The following is a 19,308-nucleotide window of genomic DNA, read 5'->3' as shown; positions in this document are numbered from 1 at the left end:
GCGACTGCTCGGAGCCGATTCGAGATCGAAGCGCTGGTAATGTCCGGGCGGACTTCGAGGGGGCGATCGATGGCCGGCCAGGGGTTTCGCGACGAGCTGACCCAGTTGCTGCAGGCTCGCTACCCGCTGCTGGTCGTCGAGACGCACGAAGAGCAGCGGGTGCTGCGGGAGATCCGCGCGGTGGCCGAGGACCAGGGCCGGCTGCGGACACCCCGGCGGGTGTACGTCTGGTCGTCCACCACCGGGCTGGCCCCCGCGGGCGGCCCGCCGATCAGCGAGACCCGCGCCGCGGCCGCCGCGCTCGAGCGCGTCTACGGCTGGGGTGAACCCGCCGTGTTCGTCTTCGTCGACCTGCACCCGTCGCTGGTTTCCGAGGGCGGGCACCGGCCGGACCCCGACGTCGTCCGGCGGCTGCGGGAGCTCGCCGCCGCGTTCAAGACCCGGCCGGTGCCGCTCAGCCTGATCCTCGTGTCGCCGTCGCTGCCCGTGCCGCCGGAACTGGAGCACGACGCCACCGTCGTCGACTTCCCGCTGCCCGACCAGCGCCAGATCGGTGAGCTGCTCGACGGCATGGTCGCCGCGCACCGGCAGAACGTCCGGATCAGCATCGACCGCGACGACCGGGACATGATCGTCGCCGCGGCGCGCGGGCTGACCCTGCCGGAGGCCGAGAACGCGTTCGCCAGGGCGCTCGTCGAAGGCGGCGGGCTCGACCCGAGCGACCTGGAGCTGATCCTCGCCGAGAAGCGCCAGGCCGTCCGCCGGTCCGGGATGCTCGACATCGTGCCGGCGGAAACCAGCTTCGACGCCGTCGGCGGCCTCGACCGGCTCAAGCGGTGGCTGACCAAGCGCACCGGCACGTGGACACCCGCGGCGGCGGCGTACAACCTCGCGGCGCCGAAGGGCCTGCTGCTCACCGGCGTTCCCGGCTGCGGCAAGAGCCTGTCCGCGGTGTGCGTCGCGAACATGTGGCGGCTGCCGCTGCTGCGCCTGGACCTGGGCCGCGTCTTCGCCGGCCTGGTCGGCTCCAGCGAGAAGAACATCCGCACGGTCATCCGCACCGCGGAGGGCATCGCGCCGTGCGTGCTGTGGGTCGACGAGATCGAGAAGGGCCTCGCCGGCGCGGGCGGCGGGGGCGACGGCGGCACCGCGCGGCGCGTCTTCGGCACGTTCCTCTCGTGGATGCAGGAGAAGTCGGCGCCGGTGTTCGTGATGGCCACCGCGAACCAGGTCGGCTCGCTGCCGCCGGAGTTCCTCCGCAAGGGCCGCTTCGACGAGATCTTCTTCGTCGACCTGCCCTCGGCGCCCGAGCGCGCCGCGATCTGGCGGATCCACCTGCGCCGGCGCGTCACCGACGACTTCGTCCGCAGCGAGCTGCGGTTGGACGACGCCCTGTTCACCGAGCTCGCCGACGTCAGTGCGGGCTACAGCGGCGCCGAGATCGAGCAGGCCGTGCTGTCCGGCCTGGTCGACGCGTTCGCCGAGAAGCGGCCGCTGCGCCGCGACGACCTGGTGCGGGCGGTGAAGTCGACCGTGCCGCTGTCGGTCACCCAGGCCGACGAAATCCTGGCCATCCGGAACTGGGCGGAGACCCGGGCCGTCGCAGCGACGGACACCGAAGCCGAGGTCGAGGCGGCCCCGGTCGCGCCGCCACCGCCGGAGTCCCCGAGGGGAAGGACGATCGACGTATGACGCACCGCGTGACCGTCACCATCGGCAAGGACGGCTCGATCAGCGCCGAGACGCACGGCGTGACCGGGTCCAAGTGCCTCGACTACATCCCGCTGCTGGAGGACCTGCTCGGCGCGGAGACCGTGACGTCGGAGTTCACCGAGGACTACCGGCGCACGTCCGTCCAGGCGGAGAACACCGCTTCGCAGCAGCAGTCGCAATGGAACTCCTGAACCTCCACCGGATCGTCGACGTCACCGCGGCCGAAGGCCCCGGCCTGCGGTGCGCGGTGTGGACGCAGGGCTGTTCGGTGCGCTGCCCCGGCTGCTTCAACCCGCAGACGTGGACGACCCGCGGCGGCGCGCTCGTGCCGTGGCAGGAGCTGGTTTCGCGCGTCCTGGCAATCGACGGCATCGAGGGCGTCACGCTGCTCGGCGGCGAGCCGTTCGACCAGCCGGAACCGCTGGGTCTCTTCGCCGCAGCCGTCCGTGAAGCGGGTCTTTCGGTGATGACCTTCACCGGGCACGTCCTGGAGGAGCTGCCGCCGTCGAAGCTCCTGGACTCGACGGATCTGCTGGTGGACGGGCCTTTCCTCGCCGACCGGCCGGAGACCTCGCGGCCGTGGGTCGGGTCGGTGAACCAGCGGTTCCACTTCCTGACCGACCGCTACGACGAGTCGATCTTCACCACCCCGAACCGCCTCGAGCTGACGATCGCCCCGGACGGCGCGATCGAGCTGAACGGGTTCGCCACCACCGAAGTACTCGAAGCGCTGCTCGAAGGGGATCACCGATGAGTGTCACGCTCAAGCTGCGCAGTGAGGCGCTGGCCCAGCTCAACGCCGCCACGATCGCGGCGCACGCACAGGCGCAGCCCGGCGTCGTCACCGTGCGGACCCGGATGCGCCACCGCGACCTGCTGGCCCGCGCGCTCACCGGGTTGCGGGCGCAGGTCACCGACGACGGCACCTCCGTCGTCGCCGCGTGGGAGGGACGGCGGATCACGTTCGGCTACGGCCCCGACGGCGTCCAGGTGGCGCACGTCGACGGCCCCGGCCTCGCCGAGGCCGAAGCCCAGCGGCTGGTGCTGTCGGTCGACGAGGCCTACGCCGCCGAGGTGCAGCGCGCGGTGCTCGCCCGGCTGAAGGAGCGCGCGGCTTCGAACGGGATGGTCGTCGAGTCCGAGCGCGTCAACGCCGACCAGTCGATCAGCGTCACCCTGGCCGCCACGTCGTGACCGAGGTCAGGGTCGGGCTGGTCGAGTTCGGGAAGGCGCTCCACAGCTCGGTCACCGTCCCCGGCCTCGGGGAGCTGCCCGGCGGGCAGGTCAGCGTGGGGCGCGCGGTCCGCGGCGCCCGCGCGCGGCTGCTGCGGCGCGACCGCGTCCTGGCGGACAACCTGCGCCTCGGGATCATGGTGCGGAAGAAGTTCTTCTCCAGCGACATCGAGCCGGTGACCGACGCCGGGTTCCTCAAGGACGTCTACGTCGCGGCCGGGTGGACCGAGCTCGGGCGCGGCGACTCGCTGGAGCTGTACACAGACGACGAGGTCGGCCCGGACCTGAGCCGCCAGGACAGCCATTCCCAGGTGGTCGCGCCGGCCTACGACCAGCTGACCGGCTTCCACGTCCAGGTGGTCGTCCGGACCGGTGTCCTGCGGTCCGGGGCCCTGGTCTCGCTGGCACGGGGTGGGCGTCCGGCCGGCGAGCCGATGCGGGTGCTCGGGCTGTTCGGGCCGGCGGGGCGTCTCGAAGAGCTGCCGACCGGCCAACCGGGGACGGTGCTGCTCGGCTTCCAGTGCGACGTGCCGCCCATGGCCGGCGACGTGCTGACCGCGTTCCACGAGCCCGCGCACGACCACCTGGAACGGCGCGAGGGCGTCGCCGTCGTGCACGGGCTGAACGACCTGGCCAACGGGTCTGTGGTGGCGGCGGTCGAGGTCCCGGAGGAGCGCGCTTCGCTGTTCACCGTGGGTGCGCGGGCGCGGGTGCTGCGGCCGATCGGGACGACGTTCAACGAGCGGAGCACGGTCGTGGCGTCGGACCTGCGGATCCTGTCGCTGGCGCGGGACGGGGTCGCGGTGCGGACGAACGGCGGGATGCGGACGTTCACGGTCGGGCTGGCGTACCGGCACCTGCGGGAGAACGACACGATCGAGGCGTACGTCCCGGCGGACGCCGTCGCGCTTGCTCCGTCGGCGGACGCCGTGGCGCTGGCTCCGCCGCCGGCTCCCGTTCCGGTGGCCGCGCCCTTGGTGGACGTCAACTCGGCTTCGGGGCCGGAGCTGGCTCGCCTGCTTTCCCCGGAGCAGGTGGCCAAGGCGCTGGAGCTGCGGCAGCGTCAGGGCGGGTTCCCGGACGTCGAGGCGTTCGGCGTCGCGATCGGCCTGCAGCCGCACGAAATCGTCCGCTTGCGCAAACGGGCGACGGCCGGCCGGGTGGCGTTGCGCGAGACGGGTGTGCGGCAGCTCGACATCTGAGCGCGGGGTGGCCGTTCCGCTACGCTCGGGGACGTGCCGGAGGAATTTTCACTGGGCTTGGCTGAGGTCGACACGGCGGTCCGGCGTACCGGTCTTCCGGCGAACTGGCACCCGTTCGAGATCCGCAGCCCCGGCCGCACCCTCACGGAGAACGAACGCATCGCGGCGGCGTCCTGGGAGTCGATGCGGGCGCGCGGGCTGGCGGGGCCGGACAAGCTGGACATCGAGGTGGAGCAGACGCTGCGGGCGTGGACCCAGCCGGACGTGCTGATCGTCGTCCGCGCGGCGGAGGAGGGCCGCCAGGTGTTCTACCGCGCGGCCGTCGGCCACGGCCTGGGGGTGTTTTCGGAACTGGCGGGCGAGGAGATCCTGTTCGCCCAGACCCGGCCCGACCGGCTGGTCGACCTGGTGGTCGGCATGCTCCCGGCGTACCGGCCGGTGCCGCTGGCGGAGCTGACGTTCATCGAGCCCGGCACCCGCCGCGACGCGGACGCGGCGACCGAGTTTTCGTCGTGGCCCCTGCACCGCTACGGCACGTTCGAGCTGTCGGTCCGGGTGTCGGGCACGCTGAGGCCGGCGGGAACGGTGACGTTCGTCGACAACGCGGGCGGCCGCTTCCTGATGTTCAGCGAGGCCCTGCCAGGCGGCGAAACCCGGGTCACGTTCACCCCATCGGACGGTTCTCACCTGCGCACCTGGCTCCACGAGCGTGGCAGGAACCACTGACGCGGCTTGTTCGTCACTAGTACAGTGCGGAGAGACCACGCAGGGTGGTGCCGACGACTGGGAGGGCGTCATGGGCGGTTCGCAGTTCGGCGCGCCGGGATCGTTCACGCCACCACCCGGCGAAGGGGACGCGGGGTCGAACTTCCTCTCGGGCATAGTCGCCGGACCGGCGGACACCGCGGCCGCGCAGAAGGTGAGCACGGGCGGCAGCCACCTGAAGGCCCTCGCGGAGGGCGGTCAGTTCGCGGTCAACGAGGAAGGGTTCCAGGCCTACATCAAAGCTTGCGACTTCTTCATCGACGGCTACGACAAGATGCTCCGTGACGTGGAAATCATAGCTGATGCCGCGAGGATGGGGAGCAGCGCTTACGCGCAGGCAGTCGCCCGGTTCAACGCGACGACGATCAACGGTGACCCGCAGGCGTTGATCCCCAACCTCCTGCTCATGAAACGCGGGGTCGAAGAGGCGCGTGAGGCGATGGTGATCGCGCGAAAGAACTACCGCGAAACCGAAGACGCCCACACCGTGGCGTTCACCGAGCTGAACAAGAATCTGCAGGGTCAGTGATCTCTCAACGCATCCCGTCCGTTCTGGCCGCCGCCGCTTTCACGGTGTTGGCGGTGGCTGCCTGCACCAGTCAGGTCGGCGGTCAAGCGAACCCGAGCTCGGCCGTCAGCACGACGGATACATCCAGCACTGCCCCGTCGTCGAGCGATCCGGACAATCCCTTCGCCTCCCTGAACCCGTGCTCGCTCTTGGACCAAGCGCTTGCCAGTGAAGGTTTTCCGGCGGCGATCCCGACCGTCGCCGACGCGAAGGAAAGCTGCGCCGCGAACAAGCCGAGGGCCGGCGACGTGAGCCCGGTCGACGTGGCGCTGTCCCTTCAGCCCGGCCGAGGCTACAAGAACAACGTCAGCAACCCGAGCCAAGCAAGTGAGGGGAAGGTCCACGAGCGCGCAGCGGTCGAGGTACGCGAACCTCGCCAGTCGCCCGGGCAGTGCGGCATCTGGCTGGAAGTGAAGCCGTCATCCCGTGCCTTCGTGCTGGTGACCTCGGGATCGGACACGGCCAACGCCTGCAAGCTCGTCGAAGGATTCTCGGAGAAAATCGAACCCCTGCTGCCGAAGAACTGATACGGAGTCCAGCCATGAGTCAGCCGCACCGGGCGCAGCATCGCCAGTCCGAGGGTGACTACTACGCGGAAACCGCCCAGAAGCTCCAAGGTCGCGGTGCCGACGGCCAGCACATCACCGAGAAGGCCGCGTCGGACTACTCGGTTGCTCAGGGAAAACTCTTGCAGGAGGGGCAAACCCTGCGGGGCGGTGCGCCATCGCCCGACGAGAACTACGCGAACCAGCCCCACGAAGTGCTGTACGACATGGTCCACAAGAACCTGGACCTCGAGGACCTCAACGACCGCAGCCGGGTCGCCAACGTCTACGGCAACTGGCTGGCCGACGCCTCCAACCAGTTCCGCGACGCGGCCACAGCGGCAGGCGGATCCTGGCAGGGCCCGGCAGCAGACCAGGCGAACGGCTTCTTCCAGAGCACAGCCGGGCACACCGAACAAACCGGCAACGCGATGCAGCTGGCGTCGAACCACTACTCCCAGCAGTCCGCGGCGGCCCACTACGCCAAGACCAACATGCCCGAGCCCACCGGCTTCGACCAGCAAGCCGAGCTCGACAAGGCGAAGCAGCAGTACAACAACGGCGACCTCATCGGCATGAGCGGCACCATGGCCGGCATCCAGGCCAAGCAGCAGCAAGCCGACGCCGCGCACCAGCAGGCCGTCCAGGTCCTCCAGAACCTCGACGGCACCTACCACGAGACCGCCAGCTCCCAGCCCACCTACGCGCCGCCGCCGCAGCTCGGGGGTGGGGACTCCACCTCCGTCTCCGGCTTCCACGGCACCAGCAGCACCAGCTTCACCGGCACCCCCGCGATCGGCGGCACCGGCCCCGGCGGAACGAGCGGAACCACCGGCGGCTACGTCCCGCCCGGCGGCACCACGCCACCCGGCACCACGCCGCCGAACTTCGTCCAGCCCGGGACCACCAGCGGGATCGGCGGGACGAACTTCAGCGGTGGCAACACCGGCTTCCGCGGCACGCCCGCCCCGGGCGCCTTCCCGCGGATGACCCCGGACGGCCTCGCGATGGCCCCCGGGACGTCCGGCGGCCGCTCGGGCGGCGACATCACGCGCAGCAAGCCCGGCATCGGCTCCGGGCGGGCCGGGACCGGGTTCGCCGGCTCGCGCGTCTCCGGCGGCGGCTACACCGGTGGTCCGAAGGAAGCCCCCGGTGAAGGCAAAGCCGCCGGCGAAGGCAAAGCCGCCGGCGCCGGGAAGACAGGGCAGCGCCTCGAACGCGGAGCGACCGCCGCCGCGGCCGCGAAGGGCAAGGCCGGTGGCGCCGGGGCCGCGGGCGCCGGGGCCGGCAAGAAGAAGGAAGACGACAAGGAGCACAAGAACAAGTACGCGGTCGAGGAGGACGTCTTCGACCTCAAGCCCGAACGCGGCCCGGACGGCGAGAAGATCGTCAAGCCCACTATCGGGGAGACGTAAGGGACAACCCTTGAATCTCCCTGAGAAATGATCACCACGCCCAGGTCGCGGGCTACATTGGGAACATGCGCTTCTTCGTCGTCGACGCCTTCACCGACCGGGCCTTCACCGGGAACTCCGCGGGGGTGGTCCTGCTGGACGAGCCCGCCGACCCCACGTGGATGCAAGCCGTCGCTGCCGAGATGAAGCACGCCGAGACCGCCTTCGTGGTCACGAACGCAAAAGGCCCCAAATCGCTTCGCTGGTTCACCCCGGCGGTCGAGGTCGCGCTGTGCGGCCACGCGACCGTCGCGACCACCCACGTCCTCGGCGGCGAACAGACCTACACCACGAAAAGCGGCGAGCTGCGCGCCAAGGCCGACGGCGGCTGGGTCGAGCTGGACTTCCCCTCCGACCCGCCGACCCCGACCGACGACGACCTGTCCGAAATCCTGCCCGGCGCCGAGATCGAGTACGTCGGCCGCGGCGTCGAGAACCTCGTCGCCGTCCTCCCCGACGCCGAAGCGGTCAAAAAACTCGAACCCGACTTCGCGAAACTGAAGACGACCTGGACCGGACGGCTGCTGGTCACCGCGAAGGGCGACGACGTCGACTACGTCAGCCGGTTCTTCGCGCCGGGCGTCGGCATCGACGAGGACCCGGTCACCGGCTCGGCGCACTGCATCCTGTCGCCCTACTGGTCCGAGAAGCTCGGCAGCACCGAACTGACCGGCCACCAGATCTCCGCACGCGGCGGGATCGTCCGGACCCGCCAGGACGGTGACCGCGTCCACCTCGCCGGCCAGGCCGTCACCGTCGTGAGCGGGGAGCTGCACGTCTGATGCGCATTCTGCTGAACATCATCTGGCTCGTCCTGTGCGGCTTCTGGATGGCACTGGGCTACCTGCTCGCGGGCGTGATCTGCTGCGTACTGATCGTGACGATCCCGTTCGGGCTGGCGTCCTTCCGGATCGCGAACTACGCGCTCTGGCCGTTCGGCCGCACGGTGGTCGAACGCCGCGACGCGGGCGCGGCGTCCTTCCTCGGCAACGTCATCTGGTTCCTCTTCGCCGGACTCTGGCTGGCGATCGGGCACGTGTTCACGGGCATCGCGCTGTGCGTCACGATCATCGGCATCCCGCTGGGCGTGGCGAACTTCAAGATGATCCCGGTGTCCCTGATGCCGCTCGGCAAGGAGATCGTCGAGATCCCCTAGGACTCCGGCTCGTACGGCAGCTCCACCACGAGACACGGCCCGCCGACGAACAACCCGCCGTCCACGCCCAGCGCCTTCCCGCCCGCGTACAGGAACGGCCCCTCGATCTGCGTCGGGTGGATCCCGAGCTGGTCGGCGATGACGCTGTGGCCGTGCACGATCCGGGACCCGCCGAGGGCGTCCATCAGCTTCTGGGCGTTCTCCTCGCCGTCCGGGCCGCGGAACGCGTAGCGCGTCGTCATGCGGCGCCACACGTCCCACCACGCCTCGATGTCCGAGCCCGCCAGGATCTCCCCCGCCGCCTCGTTGATCTCCGTGACCGTCGACCCCCAGTCGAGGTACTCCAGCGTGTCGGAGTGCAGCAGCAGGTGGTCGGCCGCCACCGCCACCAGCGGGCGGGCCGTCAGCCACTCGATGTGCTCGGGCGTCAGCCGGTCCTGGTCCGACAGGAGGCCGCCGTTGATCTCCCAGCTGCGGGCGAAGCTGCGCGGGCCGAAGTCGGACGGCACCGGCTCGTCGCCGAAGTGGTACATCCCCAGTGCCAGGATCTCGTGGTTGCCCAGCAGTGTCTGGACCTGGCCGCCGGCCTCCGCGGCCTGCTCTTCCAGCCGCATGACCAGGTCGATCGCGCCGACGCCGTCCGGTCCTCGGTCGACGAAGTCGCCGAGGAACCACAGCTGGTCCTCCGCTCCCGACCAGTTGTCTTCGTCGTCGACCAGGCCTTCGGCGCGCAGTGCGGAGGCCAGTTCGTCACGGTGGCCGTGCACGTCGCCCACTACGTACGTGGACTTGCTCATCCGGTGACGATAAGCCCTGCTCCCGCCCGGCCCATCGTCAGCCTTCGCCGAACGGGTCCGTGGTTCGCCCGATCAGGTCGGCGATCGAGTCGAGCACCAGCGTCGGCCGGTACGGATAGCGTTCGGCCGACTCCCGGGTGGAGATGCCGGTCAGCACCAGGATCGTCTGCAGCCCGGCCTCGATGCCCGAGTGCACGTCGGTGTCCATCCGGTCGCCGATCATCAGCGTCGACTCCGAGTGCGCACCCAATCGGCGCAACGCCGAGCGCATCATCAGCGGGTTCGGCTTGCCGACGTAGTACGGCGAGCGCCCGGTGGCCTTCTCGATCAGCGCCGCGACGGACCCGGTGGCCGGCATCGAGCCTTCGACGCTCGGGCCGGTCGCGTCCGGGTTGGTCGCGATGAACTTCGCGCCGCCCTCGATCAGCCGGATCGCGCGCGTGATCGCGCTGAAGCTGTACGTGCGGGTCTCGCCCAGCACGACGTAGTCCGGGTCGCGCTCGGTCAGCACGTAGCCGACCTCGTGCAGCGCTGTGGTGAGGCCCGCTTCCCCGATGACGTACGCCGAGCCGTTCGGCCGCTGCGACGAGAGGAACTTCGCGGTCGCCAGCGCCGACGTCCAGATCGACTCCTCCGGGATGTCGAGCCCGGTGCGTTCCAGCCGGGCCCGCAGGTCACGCGGGGTGTAGATCGAGTTGTTGGTCAGCACCAGGAAGTCGATGCCGTTCGACTTCAGCTCGGCGAGGAACTCGTCGGCTCCGGGGACGAGGTGCTCCTCCTTGACGAGGACGCCGTCCATGTCGGAGAGATACGTCCACCGGCGTTCGTTCATGCGCGGAACCTATCACGCGCGCGAAGCACCTGCGGCTCACGCCGAAAAAGGCTACAGTGGGAATTACCGGTATCGCGAGGGGAGTCGCGTATCCGGTCACCGAGGGGTTCGGGGGAATACTTTTCGACGTCGCCGGCGGAATCGCCGGGGCGCAATTCGTCCTGCCCCCGGACAAGAAGGGGGAGAATCGCATGACCGATATCATCGAGCGCCCGGCCACGACCGGGGCCATCACCGCGCCGAACTGGGGACTCACCAAGTTCCTCGACCCATTGCCGATTCCACCGGTGCTCCGGCCCCGAAGCCGGGAGACGATCACCATTCCGATGGTGACCCGGCGGCAGCGACTGCACTCACAATTGCCCGAAAGTACGTTGTGGACCTATGCCGGTCATTTCCCGGGTCCGACGATCGAAGTGCGCAGCGGCAAGCAGCTGCGGATTTCGTGGTCGAACGAAATCGACGGCGAGTTCCCGTTGGTCGCGGTTCAGGGCCCGGTGACCGACGCGCCGACCAGCCGCCCGGGCCGCGAGCTGGACAAGCCCGGCTACTCGATCGTCGACGGCGTCGCCGACCTGCCGGCGTGGACGGTCGTGCACCTCCACGGCGCGCGCACCAACGCGGGCAACGACGGCTGGGCGCACAACGCGGGGCTCAAGGGCACGTCGCAGCTGGCCGAGTACCAGAACCGGCAGCAGGCGATGCCGCTCTGGTACCACGACCACGCCATGGCGATCACGCGCTTCAACGTCCACACCGGCCTGGCCGGGATGTACCTGATCCGCGACGACGAAGAGGACGCGCTCGACCTGCCGCACGGCGACCGCGAGATCCCGCTGGTCATCACCGACCGGAACCTCGACACCGACCCGGCGACCGGCGCGCTCACCGGGCAGCTGCTGTTCAAGTCCCCGTACGTCCCGGACGGCCCGATGATCCCGTTCTCCGGGCCGTTCAACCTGGTGAACGGCGTGATCTGGCCGCGCCTGGACGTCGACGCGAAGTGGTACCGCTTCCGGCTGCTCAACGCGGCCAACTCGCGGTTCTACACGCTCAACCTGGTCGACGAGAACAACAACCCGGTGAACGACGCCGTCCGCCTGATCGGCACCGACGGCGGCCTGCTGCCCGCGCCCGCGCGGCTCCCGGCGAACGGCCTGACCGTCGCCCCCGCCGAGCGCTTCGACGTCCTGATCGACTTCAGCCGCTTCAAGGGGCAGCAGCTCAAGCTGCGCAACGCCGACCCGCGGCTCGGCGGGATCGAGCCGGACCTGATGGAGTTCCGGGTGGACGGCCGCGCGAAGCACGACTCCTTCACGCTGCCGGAGAAGGTTTCGACGTCCTACGTGCGGCTGCAGCACGGCACGACGCTGCCGGAGGACCACGACCACGTCTGGGTCGCGCTGCTGCTCGACAAGGACGGCCACCCGGAGATGTGGGATCTCGAACAGGTCGACGCGGACCCGGGCGGCGAGGGGGTCATCCAGCTGGACGACCCGAACGGCGGGCTGAAGACGTTCCGGATGACCGGACGGCTCTTCGACGACACCACGGGCATCTTCATCGACCACGACCGGTGGGCGGTGTGGAACCTCGTGCACGTCGCGGGCGGGCCCCCGGCTCACCCGGTCCACATCCACCTGACGGAGTTCCAGGCCCTGTTCCGGCGGAGCTTCACCACGACGTTCGACCAGGCGTCGGAGCGGACGACGGCGCCGATCAGCGGGTTCACCGACGTCCCGCTGGAGAAGTACGAGGAGGGCTGGAAGGACACGATCATCGTGAACCCCGGCCAGTGGGTGAGCGTCGCCGGGCGGTTCGGCGGGGGAACCGGCGAGTTCATGTTCCACTGCCACATCCTCGACCACGAGGACGAGGGCATGATGCGGCCGTTCGTCGTGCACCCGCCGGAGGTGGCGAAGTTCCACGTCCACCCGGGCGGCGGCCACCCCCACCACGACGCCTGACCCGGGCTCTCCAGCGCCCCAATGTGGCGTTCGGTGCGCCCCACGCACCCAATGTGGCGTTCGGTGCGTCTGACGCAACCAACGCCACATTGGGGCGCTCGGGTCAGGAGACTGCCGCCGGGTGGATCGTCACGGTCGCGGCCTTCACCGAGAGCGTCACCGCCGAGCCGGGCTCCAGGGCGAGCTCGGCCACGGCGGCCGGGGTGAGGTCGGCGGTCAGGCCGTGCGCCCAGCCGTCGCCCTCGGCGCGCAGCCGGATCACCGGCCCGTGCGGCTCCAGGGCCGCGACGACGGCGTCGGTCGTGTTGCGGGGGCTGCCGCGGTGCTCGCCGTCGTGCGGGTAGACGGCGACGGCGTTCGGCGGGAACACCGCCACCGCGGACTCCCCCGGCACCACGTCGGCGGCGGGAATCCCGCTCACCACCTCGTCCGACGCCGTCCGCAGTCCCTCGGGCACCGCGGTGCCGGCGACGAGGTTCAGCCCGGCGATCCGCGCGGTGAACGCCGTCCGCGGTGCGGAAAGCACTTCACGGGTCGGGCCGCGTTCGACGATCCGGCCGCCGTTCATCACCGCGACGTGATCGGCGAGCGCGAGCGCGTCCAGCGGGTCGTGCGTGACGAGCACGGTCGTCGGCCCGGTCTTGAGCACCCGCCGCAGCAGGCCGCGGATCGCCGGCGCGGCGTCGACGTCGAGGGCGGCGAACGGCTCGTCGAGCAGCAGCAGCTCCGGCTCGGCGGCGAGCGCCCTGGCGATCGCGACGCGCTGGGCCTGGCCGCCGGACAGCTGCCCGGGCCGCCGGTCGGCGAGCTCGACGGCGTCCACTTCGGCCAGCCAGTAGAAGGCGCGCTCCCGCGCGGCGCGGCGGCCGGCGCCGGTCGAGCGCGGGGAGAACGCGACGTTGTCGGCCGCGGACAGGTGCGGGAAGAGCAGGGCGTCCTGGGAGAGCAGGCCGATCCCCCGGCGGTGCGGCGCCACGCCGGCCAGGGCGCGCCCGGCCACGGTGATCTCCGCCGACGTCGGCGTGATCAACCCGGAGAGGCAGCCCAGCACCGTCGACTTGCCCGAGCCGTTCGGGCCGAGCAGCGCGAGCACGGTCCCGGTGGGCACATCGAGGTCCACGTCCAGCGAGAACGAGCCGCGGACGGCGTCGATCCGGGCGGTCAGGCTCACCGCAGGCCCCCTTCCCACGAGCGCGGCCGCGCGACGGCGATGACCAGGATCGCCACGATGATGAGCAGCAACGACAGGGCCACGGCGCTGTCGATGTCCACTTCGGCCTGCGTGTAGACCTCGAGCGGCAGCGTGCGCGTGACGTCTTCGAGGCTGCCGGCGAAGGTGATCGTCGCGCCGAACTCGCCGAGCGCGCGGGCGAAGCTCAGCACGACACCGGAGCCGAGCGCCGGCAGCAGCAGCGGCAGCGTGACGCGCCGGAAGACGGTCCACGGGCGCGCGCCGAGCGTCGCGGCGACCTGCTCGTAGCGGTCGCCGGAGCCGCGCAGCGCCCCTTCGAGGCTGACCACGAGGAACGGCATCGCGACGAACGTCTGCGCGATGACCACCGCGGTCGTGGTGAACGGCACCGACTCGCCGGTCAGCGTGGTGATCAGCATGCCGAGGAAGCCCTTGCGGCCGAGCAGGTAGAGCAGTGCGAGGCCGCCGACGACCGGGGGCAGCACCAGCGGCAGCAGCACGACCGAGCGCAGCAGCCGGACCCCGCTGAACCGGGCCCTGGCGAGGACGACGGCGAGCGGCACCCCGAGCAGCACGCAGGCCAGGGTGGACAGTGCCGCCGTGATCAGCGACAGCCGCAGCGCGTGCCACGACGACGGCGTGGCGATCAGCGACGGCAGCCGCGTCAGGTCGGAGCGGACCAGCAGGCCGACGACCGGCAGCACCACCAGTGCCAGCGCGAGCGCGGCCGGGACCCCGAGCACCCACGGGACGCGCGAGTGGCCGGCCGGGGCGCGCCCCGGCCGGCCACTCGCGGAACCCCTACTGCGCAGCGCCGAACCCGACCTTGCCCAGCTCGGTCTTGCCCTCGGTGCCGAGGACGAACTCTTCGAACTGGTGCGCCAGCTCGGCCTGGCCGCCCTTGATCGCGGCGATCGGGTAGCTGTTGATCGCCTGCTGCGCCTCCGGGAAGTCCACCTTGTCCACCTTGCCCGCGGCGGACGTGGCGTCGGTGACGTAGACGAGGCCCGCGTCGGCGTCGCCGGACTGGACCTTGTTGAGCACCTGCTTGACGTCCTGCTCTTCGCTCTTGGGCTTCAGCGTGACGCCGGTGCTCTGCTCGACCTTCTTGGTCGCCGAGCCGCACGGCACCTGCGCGGCGCAGGTCACCACGGTCAGCCCGGCCTTGTTCAGGTCGGCGAACGACTTGATCCCCTTGGGGTTGCCTGGCGCGACGGCGATGGCCAGCTTGTTCGTGGCGAACACGGTCGCCTGGCCGTCGATCACGCCGCCCTGGACGGCCTTGTCCATGTTGGCCTGGTCGGCCGAGGCGAACACGTCGGCCTTCGCGCCGTTGGTCAGCTGCTGGACCAGGCCGGACGAGCCCGCGAAGCTGAACTTCACGGTCACCCCGGGGTGCGCGGCTTCGAACTCCTTGCCGAGCGCGGTGAACGACTCGGTGAGCGACGCCGCGGCGAACACGGTGAGCGTGCCGCCGCTGTTCCCGGCCCCCTTGGGCGCGGGTGCGGTGACCGACGACCCGCCGGACTGCGTGCTGGGCTCGTCCGAGCTGCTGCACGCGCCCGCGAACAGGGCGACGGCCGCGACGGCGAGAGCGAGCTGTGACAACCGGGGCTTCGCCCCTAGCCGGGCGCTTCGCCACCCGGACCCCCGAAAAGCGAGGTTCTTCATCGACTTCCTTCCGGTGTTTCCACCACGACGGTGGTCGCTTTGACCACCGCGACCGCGAGCACCCCCGGGCGCAGGCCCAGCTCGCGGACGGCTTCCGTACTCATCAGGGACACCACCCGGTGTGCCCCGCACTGCAGTTCCACCTGGGCCATCACCTTGTCGGCGATGACCTCGGTGACCAGCCCGACGAACCGGTTGCGGGCGGAGCGGCCGACGGTGGAGGGGTCTTCGGGGCCGGAGGCCTGGGCCCGGGCGAACCCCGCCAGCTGGGCGCCGTCGACGACCTTGCGGCCGGCGGCGTCGTCGGTCGCGGTCAGCTGCCCCGCGCGCACCCACCTCCGGACGGTGTCGTCACTGACGCCGAGCAGGCGCGCGGCCTCGGACAACCGAAATTGCGGCATGCCGCAGACATTATCTCCGCAGTTGAGGAAAAGCTACGCGGGGCGGGAATTGTGCATGACTTCAGCGCGAAGCTGTTCGAGGATGACATTCTGATAACGCTCGATGGCTTTTCGCTCGGCCGGCGAGAACTGCGCCAGCGTCTCGCGAAGGGTGTCGAAGGCCGACTGGAAGAGCGGCGCGAAGCGCTCTTCGGCCCCCGGCACGACCTCGACAAGGACCTTGCGGCGGTCCTCGGGGTCGCGGACCCGGCGGACCAGGCCGACCTTCTCCAGCCGGTCGATGACGCCGGTCACAGCACCGGTCGACAGGCCCGTCAGCTCGGCGATCCGCCCGGCGGTCAACGGTCCGCCCGATTGGATGACCAGGTCGAACGTCTTGTGGTCGGTGCCGGAGAGGCCCATCCGCTCGGCGATCCTGGCGTGCCGCAGGACGGTGAACGTGCTGCCTTGGCGGCCCAATTCCGCGAAGCGGAACAGCTCCTCTTCGGTGACCGGGTAAGTCTTTTCCGTCACAGGTCCTTCTCCCGGCACGATAGTTCGGCAACTGAACCACTCACTCCGCAAAGTATCCTAGCGAGCGGGTCAGTTCGCACGTTCCGGAGCTACCCTGTGCCTAATGACGGCAGTGGATCTCGGGTTTCCTCGCGTCCCCGGTACACGAGGGTCATCTCGCGTGCCCAGGCCCGAGAACCCGCACCTCATCGACACCTTCGGCCGGGTGGCCACCGATCTCCGGGTTTCCCTGACGGATCGGTGCAACCTGCGCTGCACCTACTGCATGCCCGCGGAGGGCCTCGACTGGATGCCGGGCGAGCAGGTGCTGACCGACGACGAGCTGGTCCGGCTCATGCGGATCGCCGTCGAGCAGCTCGGCGTCACCGACATCCGGCTCACCGGCGGCGAACCGCTGCTGCGGCCCGGGCTCGAGGACATCATCGCGCGGGTCACGGCGCTGTCGCCGCGTCCCCGGCTGTCCATGACCACCAACGGGATCGGGCTCGCCAAGCGCGCGGCCGGCCTCGCGGCGGCCGGGCTGAACCGGATCAACGTCTCGCTCGACACCGTCGACCCCGAGACGTTCGTGACGATCACCCGGCGCGACCGGCTCTCGCACGTCGTGGCCGGGCTGGCCGCGGCGCGGGACGCCGGGATGACGCCGGTGAAGGTCAACGCCGTGCTGATCCGCGGGCTCAACGAGACCGAAGCCGTGCCGCTGCTGAAGTTCTGCCTCGCCGAGGGCTACCACCTGCGGTTCATCGAGCAGATGCCGCTGGACGCCCAGCACGGCTGGAACCGCGGCGAGATGATCACCGCGGCCCAGATCCTCGAGATGCTCGAGGCGGAGTTCACGCTGTCGCCGTTCCCGGTCGCCCGGGGCGGCGCGCCGGCCGAGCGCTGGCTGGTCGACGGCGGGCCCGGTGACGTCGGCGTGATCGCGTCGGTGACCCGGCCGTTCTGCGCGGCGTGCGAGCGGACGCGGCTGACCGCGGACGGCGCGGTGCGCTCCTGCCTCTTCAGCAACGACGAGACGGATCTGCGCTCCCTCGCGCGCGCGGGCGCGCGCGATGAAGAAATCGCGGACGCCTGGCGCGCGACGATGTGGGGCAAGCTCGCGGGACACGAGATCAACGACGCCGGGTTCGCGCAGCCGATCCGGCCGATGAGCGCGATCGGCGGCTGAGATGTCGACTCTGACCATCGTGGTGCGGTACTTCGCCTCGGCGCGCGCCGCCGCGGGTGAGGAAGAGGAGAAGGTGCAGCTGCCTTCCGGCGCGTCGGTCGGCGACGCCGTGGCCGAGCTGCGCCGCCTCCACCCGTCGGACCTGCCGCGGGTCCTGGACGCCGCGAGCTACCTGCTCGACGGCTTCGCGGTGCGGGACCTCACCCGCCCGCTGCACGACGGCGCCGAGCTGGACGTCCTCCCGCCCTTCGCCGGCGGCTGACACCGGCGTGTCGTCCCGCCGATCACGCGTGACGTCCGCCTGATCACGTCCCGCCGGCCGTGCCGTCCGCCCGGGTACGCGAGTTCGTCCTCTCTATATGCGGACCACCGTTCGAGTACGGCATCCGACCGCTCGGCGAAGCCGCTCCCGGCCCTCGGCGTGGCGCGTCACCGGATCCGGGTGTTCGCGGGAAGCTGATCGCGCCCCACCCGCAACGCCTTCCGGTGACGCGTTTCGCCTGGTCCGTCGCGGCGCGTTGACCCCCCTGGGCGCCGGCACCCGCCGGAGCCGCTCCAGGTGTGACTTCAAACCCCACGAAGAGGTGGGACTACTGTGACTCAAGGGGCACATGAGGCACAGTTGTCAAGTCTGGCGTCGGTCCGCGAGTGGTCATAAGATGCGCGCTTCTATCGCCGGCAGGACGTCGCGAATGGTCCATTCGCTGCACAAAACACGTGATGCAAGCCTCACGATCCGTGTTTTATCTCGACAAGGAAACGGGCAGATAACGGCCCGCTGACCTGCACAAACGGTCGCATCGACAGGGGTTGCGTGCTGTTACTGTGACGTAGGTCACGCCCCGAATAATTTCCGATCACGGCTCTCGTTACGTACCGTCGCTTTTCGGTTGGCCCCGACCAACCAGCACGACCGGGAATCCGTAGCGCCTAGCCCTGTCCAACGGATCCCCGGACCCATACCCCGAGCGAAAGCATTTCCGGACAGGGACGAGGGGACGAAGAAGACGCGTCGTGCGTCGGACTCGTCTGCCGGTCTGAGACGGCCGGCGCCAGGACCCCGATCCTGACCCTCAGCACAGGCTCGTAGGCGCAGGGAACGAGATGCATTCAGATGTCTTACCGAGGCAAGCACCGCAAGATGTCCGCTGCCACCCGCACCGTCGCTCGCGTCGCCATCGCGGGCATTGCGGTCGGCGCGCCCCTCGCTATCGCCGCGACCCCCGCGTCGGCGACCAACTGGGACGCCATCGCGCAGTGTGAGAGCAGCGGCAACTGGAACACCAACACCGGCAACGGCTACTACGGCGGCCTGCAGTTCTCGCAGAGCACGTGGAAGGCCTACGGCGGCACCGGCAGCGCGGCGGGTGCGTCCCGCGAGCAGCAGATCGCCGTGGCCGAGCGCGTCCTGCAGGGCCAGGGCATCGGCGCCTGGCCGGTCTGTGGCAAGAAGGGCGGCGGCTCGTCGGCCCCCAAGGCCACCCACAAGACGACCACCAAGCAGTCGACGCCGAAGAAGTCCACGGTCGCCCCGAAGAAGGCGGCCCCGGTGGCCCCGGCGGCGACCGGCGTGGCGAGCTCCAACCCGGCCGGTGACTACACCGTCGTGGCGGGCGACACGCTGTCCAAGATCGCCAAGCAGTTCAACGTCGACGGCGGCTACAAGAAGCTGCAGGACCTGAACGCGAAGTACATCCCGAACGCGGACCTGATCCTCGTCGGGCAGAAGATCGCCACCAAGTGACGATCGCGCAGTGATGCGTGAGTCCGGCCTCGAGCCGTGACACCACAAGCCCTCCACCGCCAATCCCCCGGGCGGTGGAGGGCTTGTGCGTATCCGGCGCGCGGCCGAGGCCGCGCCGTGCCGGGTACCGGCCGGTGGCGAGCCGCACGTGCCGCTCCCGGTGTGCTGCCGGCTTTGGCCGCACACCCACAGACCCGCTCGAACACGGCCTCGCCACGCGCGAGCCTGGTGCGAGCCGTTCGCACGGCCCCGTCATGCTGGGCGCCCGACAGGAGCCGCCCGCAGCACCTCCGTGCGAGGCGCCCGGCGCAAGCCGCCTGCGGCCCTCCAGGCGCGAGCTGCCGTGCGCAGCCACCAGCGGCGGCCATCCCCCCGCGCAGGCGGCTT

At 70.4% G+C, this 19,308-nt stretch carries 22 protein-coding genes and 1 pseudogene; 15 read left to right on the top strand and 8 right to left on the bottom strand.

The window, feature by feature from the left end; all coding sequences use genetic code 11:
• The first annotated feature begins 69 nt into the window (after positions 1-69).
• From QRX60_RS16215 to QRX60_RS16165, 11 genes are all read left to right on the top strand, one after another.
• Positions 70-1,692 (top strand): AAA family ATPase, encoded by a 1,623-nt coding sequence (locus QRX60_RS16215; protein ID WP_286001605.1) that lies wholly within the window; start codon positions 70-72, stop codon positions 1,690-1,692.
• Positions 1,689-1,904, top strand: coding sequence for a DUF2997 domain-containing protein (locus QRX60_RS16210; protein WP_286001604.1), 216 nt, complete (start codon positions 1,689-1,691; stop codon positions 1,902-1,904). The genes QRX60_RS16215 and QRX60_RS16210 overlap by 4 nt, the downstream gene beginning before the upstream one ends.
• Complete coding sequence (locus QRX60_RS16205) at positions 1,892-2,467, top strand: 4Fe-4S single cluster domain-containing protein (protein WP_286001603.1); 576 nt, start codon at positions 1,892-1,894, stop codon at positions 2,465-2,467. Before QRX60_RS16210 ends, QRX60_RS16205 begins: the two co-directional genes overlap by 13 nt.
• The gene (locus tag QRX60_RS16200; RefSeq protein WP_286001602.1) at positions 2,464-2,907 is read left to right on the top strand and encodes a hypothetical protein; all 444 of its coding nucleotides are present in this window, start codon (positions 2,464-2,466) and stop codon (positions 2,905-2,907) included. The genes QRX60_RS16205 and QRX60_RS16200 overlap by 4 nt, the downstream gene beginning before the upstream one ends.
• Entirely contained in the window at positions 2,904-4,148 is a 1,245-nt protein-coding gene (locus tag QRX60_RS16195; protein WP_286001601.1) for a hypothetical protein, read from the top strand. Before QRX60_RS16200 ends, QRX60_RS16195 begins: the two co-directional genes overlap by 4 nt.
• A gap of 33 nt (positions 4,149-4,181) precedes the next feature.
• Entirely contained in the window at positions 4,182-4,874 is a 693-nt protein-coding gene (locus QRX60_RS16190; RefSeq protein WP_286001600.1) for an ESX secretion-associated protein EspG, read from the top strand.
• A 70-nt stretch (positions 4,875-4,944) separates the two neighbouring features.
• Entirely contained in the window at positions 4,945-5,442 is a 498-nt protein-coding gene (locus tag QRX60_RS16185) for a hypothetical protein (protein ID WP_286001599.1), read from the top strand.
• Complete coding sequence (locus QRX60_RS16180) at positions 5,439-6,008, top strand: DUF3558 family protein (RefSeq protein WP_286001598.1); 570 nt, start codon at positions 5,439-5,441, stop codon at positions 6,006-6,008. The genes QRX60_RS16185 and QRX60_RS16180 overlap by 4 nt, the downstream gene beginning before the upstream one ends.
• A 14-nt stretch (positions 6,009-6,022) precedes the next feature.
• Positions 6,023-7,441 (top strand): hypothetical protein, encoded by a 1,419-nt coding sequence (locus QRX60_RS16175; RefSeq protein WP_286001597.1) that lies wholly within the window; start codon positions 6,023-6,025, stop codon positions 7,439-7,441.
• 65 nt (positions 7,442-7,506) lie between these two features.
• Positions 7,507-8,262 carry a PhzF family phenazine biosynthesis protein gene (locus QRX60_RS16170; protein WP_286001596.1) on the top strand — a complete coding sequence of 252 codons (756 nt, stop codon included), beginning with the start codon at positions 7,507-7,509 and terminating at the stop codon, positions 8,260-8,262.
• Positions 8,262-8,636, top strand: a complete 375-nt coding sequence (locus QRX60_RS16165; protein WP_286001595.1) for a YccF domain-containing protein — start codon at positions 8,262-8,264, stop codon at positions 8,634-8,636. The genes QRX60_RS16170 and QRX60_RS16165 overlap by 1 nt, the downstream gene beginning before the upstream one ends.
• On the opposite strand, the gene QRX60_RS16160 is transcribed toward QRX60_RS16165, so the two are convergent.
• Both QRX60_RS16160 and QRX60_RS16155 read right to left on the bottom strand, forming a co-directional pair.
• On the bottom strand, positions 8,633-9,433 hold the full coding sequence (locus QRX60_RS16160) for a metallophosphoesterase (protein WP_286001594.1): 801 nt from the start codon (positions 9,431-9,433) through the stop codon (positions 8,633-8,635). The two genes, QRX60_RS16165 and QRX60_RS16160, sit on opposite strands and share 4 nt — an antisense overlap.
• A gap of 37 nt (positions 9,434-9,470) precedes the next feature.
• Entirely contained in the window at positions 9,471-10,265 is a 795-nt protein-coding gene (locus QRX60_RS16155; protein WP_286001593.1) for an HAD-IIA family hydrolase, read from the bottom strand.
• A gap of 191 nt (positions 10,266-10,456) precedes the next feature.
• On the opposite strand from QRX60_RS16155, the gene QRX60_RS16150 reads away from it, so the two are divergent.
• Positions 10,457-12,232, top strand: a complete 1,776-nt coding sequence (locus QRX60_RS16150) for a multicopper oxidase family protein (protein ID WP_286001592.1) — start codon at positions 10,457-10,459, stop codon at positions 12,230-12,232.
• Positions 12,233-12,335: 103 nt separating this feature from the next.
• Here QRX60_RS16150 and QRX60_RS51585 read toward each other — a convergent pair whose 3' ends face one another.
• The 6 genes and pseudogenes from QRX60_RS51585 to QRX60_RS16125 all read right to left on the bottom strand — a co-directional run bounded on the left by QRX60_RS51585 (position 12,336) and on the right by QRX60_RS16125 (position 16,009).
• The gene (locus QRX60_RS51585; protein ID WP_408630268.1) at positions 12,336-12,800 is read right to left on the bottom strand and encodes a TOBE domain-containing protein; all 465 of its coding nucleotides are present in this window, start codon (positions 12,798-12,800) and stop codon (positions 12,336-12,338) included.
• Between the two features lie 120 nt (positions 12,801-12,920).
• Positions 12,921-13,325, bottom strand: a pseudogene (locus QRX60_RS51580) (ATP-binding cassette domain-containing protein); the annotation flags it as partial.
• A gap of 74 nt (positions 13,326-13,399) precedes the next feature.
• Entirely contained in the window at positions 13,400-14,167 is a 768-nt protein-coding gene (locus QRX60_RS16140) for an ABC transporter permease (protein ID WP_286001590.1), read from the bottom strand.
• Positions 14,168-14,225: 58 nt separating this feature from the next.
• On the bottom strand, positions 14,226-15,032 hold the full coding sequence (modA, locus tag QRX60_RS16135; RefSeq protein ID WP_286001589.1) for a molybdate ABC transporter substrate-binding protein: 807 nt from the start codon (positions 15,030-15,032) through the stop codon (positions 14,226-14,228).
• Between the two features lie 59 nt (positions 15,033-15,091).
• Positions 15,092-15,496 (bottom strand): TOBE domain-containing protein, encoded by a 405-nt coding sequence (locus QRX60_RS16130; protein WP_086675206.1) that lies wholly within the window; start codon positions 15,494-15,496, stop codon positions 15,092-15,094.
• 33 nt (positions 15,497-15,529) lie between these two features.
• Positions 15,530-16,009 (bottom strand): MarR family winged helix-turn-helix transcriptional regulator, encoded by a 480-nt coding sequence (locus QRX60_RS16125; RefSeq protein ID WP_286003606.1) that lies wholly within the window; start codon positions 16,007-16,009, stop codon positions 15,530-15,532.
• A 160-nt stretch (positions 16,010-16,169) separates the two neighbouring features.
• Between QRX60_RS16125 and moaA the strand changes: the two genes are divergently transcribed.
• The 3 genes from moaA (at position 16,170) to QRX60_RS16110 (ending at position 18,921) form a co-directional block, all read left to right on the top strand.
• Complete coding sequence (moaA, locus tag QRX60_RS16120) at positions 16,170-17,177, top strand: GTP 3',8-cyclase MoaA (protein ID WP_286001588.1); 1,008 nt, start codon at positions 16,170-16,172, stop codon at positions 17,175-17,177.
• Between the two features lies 1 nt (position 17,178).
• Entirely contained in the window at positions 17,179-17,439 is a 261-nt protein-coding gene (locus tag QRX60_RS16115) for a MoaD/ThiS family protein (protein ID WP_286001587.1), read from the top strand.
• An 852-nt stretch (positions 17,440-18,291) separates the two neighbouring features.
• Positions 18,292-18,921 (top strand): LysM peptidoglycan-binding domain-containing protein, encoded by a 630-nt coding sequence (locus tag QRX60_RS16110; protein ID WP_286001586.1) that lies wholly within the window; start codon positions 18,292-18,294, stop codon positions 18,919-18,921.
• Positions 18,922-19,308 lie beyond the last annotated feature (387 nt).

The sequence above is a fragment of the Amycolatopsis mongoliensis genome (assembly GCF_030285665.1).
GTDB lineage: Bacteria > Actinomycetota > Actinomycetes > Mycobacteriales > Pseudonocardiaceae > Amycolatopsis > Amycolatopsis mongoliensis.
This window is presented reverse-complemented; position numbering and strand designations above follow the sequence as displayed.